This is a genomic window from Lyngbya sp. CCY1209 (assembly GCF_035615495.1).
Lineage (GTDB): Bacteria > Cyanobacteriota > Cyanobacteriia > Cyanobacteriales > Microcoleaceae > Limnospira.
This window is the reverse complement of sequence record NZ_JAJENU010000197.1, coordinates 20,855-27,311: the sequence shown is the minus strand read 5'-3', so window position 1 is coordinate 27,311 and position 6,457 is coordinate 20,855. Positions and strand designations below refer to the sequence as shown.

Below are 6,457 nucleotides of genomic sequence, written 5' to 3'. Positions count from 1 at the left end.
AAGCTGACTCGCCGAAAGAGAAAGTCTGGATAGTGATATTCAGAATCCCCGTCACTTTAGTGCGGGGAGTACGTCAAAGCGTCGATTTCGAGGCGGAATATCAGGTGGCGAATTCCCGAGAAGGGGTTGGGGACTTTTTCTTCGATATCAGTCCCCCCTACGGCTATTCCCTGCTTCGGGATTTTCAGGTCTGGCGGGAGGGAGAACGCCTCGATCCGATCGCGCCGGGAAATTACAGTTTTCCGTTTCAGTTGCCACCGGGGGAGAGGACGACATTTCAGGTCAAATATAAAGCTCAGGGTGCGCCGCGCTGGGTGTATGAATCCGTCGGACAGTTGTTGTCGAATTTTCGGTTAAATGCGATCGCCAATTTCCCCGACGCCGATTTTGCCGGGGCAATTCCCACCCTCACGGAGGAACGGGGACGGCTGCGGGAAATGACCTGGGTTTTCGAGGGCAACGTTTCGGTCCGCAATCCCTTCGGCGTGTTTACGGCGACGGAATCGGTGAAAAATACGGGGGTTCTGCCGCGTTTATTACTGTTGGCACCGGGGATTTTTCTGTGGTGGATTCTGCTGCTTTATTTTTCCATACCGATGGGGTTGAAGGATGTGGCGATCGCGGCGGGAATATTTTTTGCCAGTTTGCTAATGTTGACCTATACCAGCCGTCTGGTCGATCCGCGTCTGGCGTGGACGGTCATTTCTGGGATTTGGTTAGTGTTAATGTGGGGGTTGGGGTCGAACCGCTGGAGTGCCGGAGCCGCGATCGCCTGTACGGTGGCCGGGGGTGTCCTCCCGGTTTTTGCCCTGCTGGTCCCCTACAGCGGCCTGACGTTGGGAGTGGCGGGACTGCTGTCCGTCGCCTGGTTGGCAATCCGGCACTGGTACGGGTTCTGGAAGCCGACGAAAAGCTAAATTTCCGAATCGCGAACGGTTGACCGCAAGCTGATAGCTGATAGCTGATAGCTGACAACTATAATCGACGGGGGGTCGGCGTGGTTTCGCGCTTGAGTGCGATCGCGCCCCCCCCATTTCTGATTGATAGCAGTCGCCAAAACGGTCGGGACATCCGAAAAGCCCGAAACCTAGCAATGATAGGCTGTCAACCTTTGCTGAATGCTGAATGCTGAGAGCTGATTGCCATAAAAAAGCCGGGTGAGTGATGGCTTTGGCTCGACCCGGCTCAATTTAAGGCATCTTTCAAAACTGTCCGCGCGGCGAGATGATTTCGAGTTGAAGTCAAAATCTCCGCTTCTCGCTGGAGGCGAGCCACCGTATCCTGCATTTCCAGGAGCGTCTGCTGTTCGGAGGCGACGCCGTAGAGGTTGCTGGCGACCCAGTAGGAGAGTTCGGTGGGGAGGTCGGGGATGTCGTCGGGGAGTTCGATGGGTTGGTCCATCAATTTGCCCGAGAGTTGGACCACATCCCGCAGCAAGATTTCCACATCTTTAGCCAGGGGTCTGAGGTCGGTGGTGGGTGGCTCATCTTCGATCCATTCCACCAAACCAACGAGGTAGGGTTTTTCCCGCACCGCTTCCAGGACTCGGAATCGCTGCTGTCCCAGGGTCATAATTTTCATGCGATCGTCGGGCAACCGCTGGTATTGAATCACTTCGGCGCAGCAGCCGACGGAAGCGACTTGCCCCTGGGTGGGATCGAACATCAGCACCCCGAAGCGGCGATCGCTCTCCAGGATGGTGTTCATCATGATCCGGTAGCGAAATTCAAAAATGTGCAGGGGCAGCGGTCGGGCTGGAAACAGGACCACTTCCGGCAGCGGAAACAGGGGAAGTTCTCGAACAGCAAGAGAGGAAGATGATGCCATTGTCCCTTAGTACAGTGTGCGCTTCTTTCTTTTTACTTTAGCGGATTTCGGGCTACCCCTGTTTTGGCGAAACGTCCTAGAGTTTGACTTCGATATCCACCCCGGCGGGCAAATCGAGTTTCATCAGGGCGTCGATGGTTTTTGAAGAGGGCTGATAGATGTCGATGATCCGGCGGTGGGTGCGGGTCTCGAAGTGTTCCCGGGAATCTTTATCGACGTGAGGAGAGCGCAGGACGCAGTAAATCCGGCGTTTGGTGGGCAGGGGAATCGGTCCGATCGCGGTGGCCCCGGTGCGGTTGGCCGTATCGACGATCTTCTCGCAGGAGGTGTCGAGGAGGCGGCGATCGAAGGCTTTGAGACGGATGCGAATTTTTTGCTGCTGAATGGTAGCCATTGTGTGCTGTTTAGTTTTCGAGGTTCGGTTTGATTTCAGTTGCGACGGGTCGAACTCCGATGGAGGGGAATTCGACCGGGCAAAAGGGCGCAGAAAAGCAACCCGGACTCGGATCGCTTTTCTGCCAGTTTAAAGTCGGTCGAACGGCTGCGATGTCACCTTATTTGATAATCTTGGCAACGACACCGGCTCCGACGGTGCGGCCGCCTTCGCGGATAGCGAAGCGCATTCCCTGCTCGATCGCGATCGGGCAGATCAATGTCACCGTCATATTGATACGGTCTCCCGGCATCACCATTTCCGGCTTGCTACCGTCATCGGCAGTATATTCATCAATCGTACCCGTCACGTCCGTTGTCCGAACGTAGAACTGGGGACGATAGCCCGAGAAGAACGGAGTGTGACGCCCACCTTCCTCTTTTTTGAGGATGTAGACTTCCGCCTCAAATTGGGTGTGGGGCGTGATCGATCCGGGCTTGGCAATCACCATGCCGCGCTCGATATCGGCCTTTTGAATCCCCCGGAGCAGCAAACCCACGTTGTCTCCGGCCATCCCTTCGTCCAGAGTCTTCTGGAACATTTCCACACCGGTGACGGTGGTGCTGCGGGTATCTTTGATTCCGACGAGTTCGACGGTTTCGCCGACCTTGACTTTACCCCGCTCGATCCGGCCCGTGGCCACCGTACCCCGACCCGTGATCGAGAAGACATCTTCCACCGCCATCAAGAAGGGCTTATCGATGGCCCGCTCGGGAGTGGGGATGTACTTATCTACCTCGTCCATCAGGGCGTGAATCTTGTCAACCCAGTCATTATCACCCCGGCCGGTGGTCGGGTTTTCGGTCAGAAACTCCAGGGCTTGCAGGGCGGAACCCGAAACGATGGGGATGTCGTCGCCCGGAAAATCGTAAGAACTCAGCAGTTCCCGCACTTCGAGTTCGACAAGTTCGAGCAGTTCTTCGTCGTCCACCATGTCCGCCTTGTTCAGGAAGACCACGATGCTGGGAACGCCCACCTGCTTCGCCAACAGGATGTGTTCGCGAGTTTGGGGCATCGGACCGTCCGCCGCGGAAACCACCAGAATCGCGCCGTCCATCTGAGCCGCGCCGGTGATCATGTTCTTCACATAGTCGGCGTGTCCGGGGCAGTCCACGTGGGCGTAGTGGCGGTTTTCCGTTTCGTACTCCACGTGGGCCGTGTTGATGGTGATCCCCCGCTGCTTCTCTTCGGGAGCGGCGTCGATGTCGTCGTACTTCCGAGCCTTGGCTCCGCCTGCCGCCGCCAATGCCATTGTGATTGCAGCGGTCAGCGTGGTTTTGCCGTGGTCAACGTGACCGATGGTACCGATGTTAACGTGGGGTTTATTCCGTTCAAATTTTGCGCGTGCCATATTGATGTTTCGTTTGAGATTCTAGATGTTGGACGATCGAATTGGCGAGTGGGGGGAAAGAGCGGCGGGGCAATTTAAGTGAAGCCGACACCGCCCCCTCACCACCCCCATCTCTAGCTGCCTTTGCTCTTGGCGATGATGGTTTCAGCCACGCTGCGAGGAACCTCGTCGTAATGGCTGAACTCCATCGAGAAGATCCCACGACCTTGGGTCTTCGAGCGGATATCGGTGGCGTAGCCAAACATTTCCGCCAGGGGAACCTTGGCGACCACCTTGGCGATTCCCTGACTTTGATCGGTCTCCTGACCCTCAATTTGGCCGCGACGGGAGTTGAGGTCGCCGATCACGTTCCCGATGAAATCTTCGGGAACTTCGACCTCCACTTTCATCATCGGCTCCAACAGCACGGGGGAAGCCTTGGTTACGCCGTCCTTGATTGCCATCGAGCCGGCAATCTTGAACGCCATTTCCGAGGAGTCCACATCGTGGTAGGACCCGTCCACCAAAGTGGCTTTGATGTCGATGAGCGGATACCCGGCGATGATTCCGGATTCGCAGGCTTCCTTCATCCCCTGTTCCGCCGGATTGATATATTCCTTGGGAACAGACCCCCCGACGATCTTGGAGACGAATTCAAATCCGGTGCCCGATTCGCCCGGTTCGAGTTCGATCACCACGTGGCCGTACTGACCTTTACCGCCACTTTGACGGATAAATTTGCCTTCGGTGCGAATGGACTTGCGGATGGTTTCTCGATAGGCCACCTGGGGGGCGCCGATGTTCGCTTCGACTTTGAACTCCCGCAACATCCGGTCTACCAGAATTTCCAGGTGCAGTTCCCCCATCCCGGCGATCACCGTCTGGTTGGTTTCCGGGTCGATGGAAACCCGGAAGGTCGGATCTTCTTCCGAGAGGGACTGCAGGGCTTTGGAGAGTTTCTCCATATCCTGCTTGGTTTTCGGCTCCACCGCCACGGAAATGACCGGTTCGGGGATGAACAGGGACTCGAGGATAATCGGGTTGGCGTCGTCGCAGATCGTGTCTCCGGTCAGGGTGTCCTTCAAGCCCAACGCCGCCCCGAGGTCGCCGGCTCGAAGTTCTTCCACTTCGATGCGATCGTCGGACTTGAGGACGATCAGGCGAGAAACCCGCTCTTTTTTGTCCTTGGTGGAATTGTAAATGTAACTGCCTTTTTGGAGGATGCCGGAATAGACCCGCACGAAGGTCAGGCGCCCGTAGGGGTCAGCCATCACCTTGAAAGCCAGAGCCGACAGCGGGACATCATCATCCGCCGGACGAACCGCTTCTTCTCCGTTGGGGAGAATTCCCTTGATGGGGGGAACCTCCGTCGGAGCCGGAAGATAGTCTACCACAGCATCCAAAAGCCGTTGAACGCCCCGGTTCTTGAATGCGGAACCGCACAGCATGGGAACCATCGTCCCTTCGATGGTCGCCTTGCGAATGCCGTGACGGACTTCATCCTCGGTCAGCGGGTCGCCCCCTTCCAAGGATTCGAGATATTTCTCCATCAGGGCTTCGTCGGTTTCGGCGATCGCTTCGAGCATTTTCTCCCGGTATTCGGCGACCAGATCTTTGACTTCTTCAGGAATCTCGTCGCTGACTTGGATATCAGTTCCCAGGTCGTTGGTGTACATATAGGTCTTCATGCCGACCAAATCCACCAGGCCGTGGAAGTCACTCTCGCGGCCGATGGGAACCTGAATGGGAACCGCATTGGCCCGGAGGCGATCGCGGATCTGGTTGTAAACCTTGAAGAAGTCGGCTCCCGTGCGATCCATCTTGTTGACGAATACAATCCGGGGCACCCGATACCGCTCGGCCTGACGCCAGACGGTTTCGGATTGGGGCTGGACGCCGCCGACGGAACAAAAGACTGCGATCACCCCATCCAGAACCCGCATCGAGCGCTCGACTTCGATGGTGAAGTCCACGTGACCCGGGGTGTCGATGATGTTGATGCGATGGTCGAGCCAACTGGTACTAATCGCAGCAGCCGTGATGGTGATCCCACGCTCCCGCTCTTGAGCCATCCAGTCGGTCACAGCAGTTCCGTCGTGGACCTCGCCCATTTTGTGAACCACGCCGGAGTAGAACAGGATTCTCTCAGTGGTGGTCGTTTTGCCCGCATCGATGTGGGCTGCGATGCCGATATTACGTACTCTCTCAAGCGGGATGGTACGTGCCACAGCTACCTCCTTTTTAAACCTTTATTAAGATTTTATACGTTTCTGGAACTGACTGCTAACCCAAACCAATTTTAGTACCGATAGTGGGCGAAGGCTTTGTTGGCTTCTGCCATCCGGTGCGTCTCTTCCCGCTTCCGAACCGCACTCCCGGTTTCGTTGGCCGCATCCATCAGCTCGTTGGCTAGTTTGCTGGCCATCGATCGCCCGGAGCGCGTTCTCGAAAAGTGGATCAGCCAGCGCAGGGCCAGGGTCGTCCCCCGCTCGGAGCGGACTTCCATCGGCACCTGGTAGGTCGCACCGCCGACCCGGCGGGCTTTCACTTCCACCAGGGGCGTGGCGTTCCGCACGGCTTTTTCAAACAACTCCAGCGGGTCGGAGCCAGTGCGCTCTCCGATGGTGACCAGCGCGTCATCAACAATCCGGTGAGCGACGGATTTTTTTCCGTGCCGCATGATACGGCGCACCATCATGTTGACCAAGCGACTGTTATATTTCGGATCGGGGGGAACCGGACGTTTTTGAACTACCCGACGGCGAGACATAGTTATCTTCCCTCAACACTAAATTCATTCACTACAAAATTGCAGCTCTGGGAATCCCGGGAGACCGAGGTTTTCATCGGACGACAAAAGCCGGCGA

At 56.6% G+C, this 6,457-nt stretch carries 5 protein-coding genes and 1 pseudogene; 1 reads left to right on the top strand and 5 read right to left on the bottom strand.

What is annotated here, in order from left to right; all coding sequences use genetic code 11:
- Nucleotides 1-917: pseudogene (locus LKE08_RS03525) on the top strand (hypothetical protein); the annotation flags it as partial.
- Between the two features lie 268 nt (nucleotides 918-1,185).
- Here LKE08_RS03525 and LKE08_RS03520 read toward each other — a convergent pair.
- From LKE08_RS03520 to rpsG, 5 genes are all read right to left on the bottom strand, one after another.
- Nucleotides 1,186-1,827 (bottom strand): LON peptidase substrate-binding domain-containing protein, encoded by a 642-nt coding sequence (locus tag LKE08_RS03520; protein ID WP_324702812.1) that lies wholly within the window; start codon nucleotides 1,825-1,827, stop codon nucleotides 1,186-1,188.
- A gap of 76 nt (nucleotides 1,828-1,903) precedes the next feature.
- Nucleotides 1,904-2,212 (bottom strand): 30S ribosomal protein S10, encoded by a 309-nt coding sequence (rpsJ, locus tag LKE08_RS03515; protein WP_198012903.1) that lies wholly within the window; start codon nucleotides 2,210-2,212, stop codon nucleotides 1,904-1,906.
- Nucleotides 2,213-2,381: 169 nt separating this feature from the next.
- Nucleotides 2,382-3,611, bottom strand: coding sequence for an elongation factor Tu (gene tuf, locus LKE08_RS03510; RefSeq protein ID WP_324702811.1), 1,230 nt, complete (start codon nucleotides 3,609-3,611; stop codon nucleotides 2,382-2,384).
- Between the two features lie 113 nt (nucleotides 3,612-3,724).
- On the bottom strand, nucleotides 3,725-5,818 hold the full coding sequence (gene fusA / locus LKE08_RS03505) for an elongation factor G (RefSeq protein WP_324702810.1): 2,094 nt from the start codon (nucleotides 5,816-5,818) through the stop codon (nucleotides 3,725-3,727).
- 71 nt (nucleotides 5,819-5,889) lie between these two features.
- Nucleotides 5,890-6,360 carry a 30S ribosomal protein S7 gene (gene rpsG / locus LKE08_RS03500; RefSeq protein ID WP_324702809.1) on the bottom strand — a complete coding sequence of 157 codons (471 nt, stop codon included), beginning with the start codon at nucleotides 6,358-6,360 and terminating at the stop codon, nucleotides 5,890-5,892.
- Nucleotides 6,361-6,457: the final 97 nt, after the last annotated feature.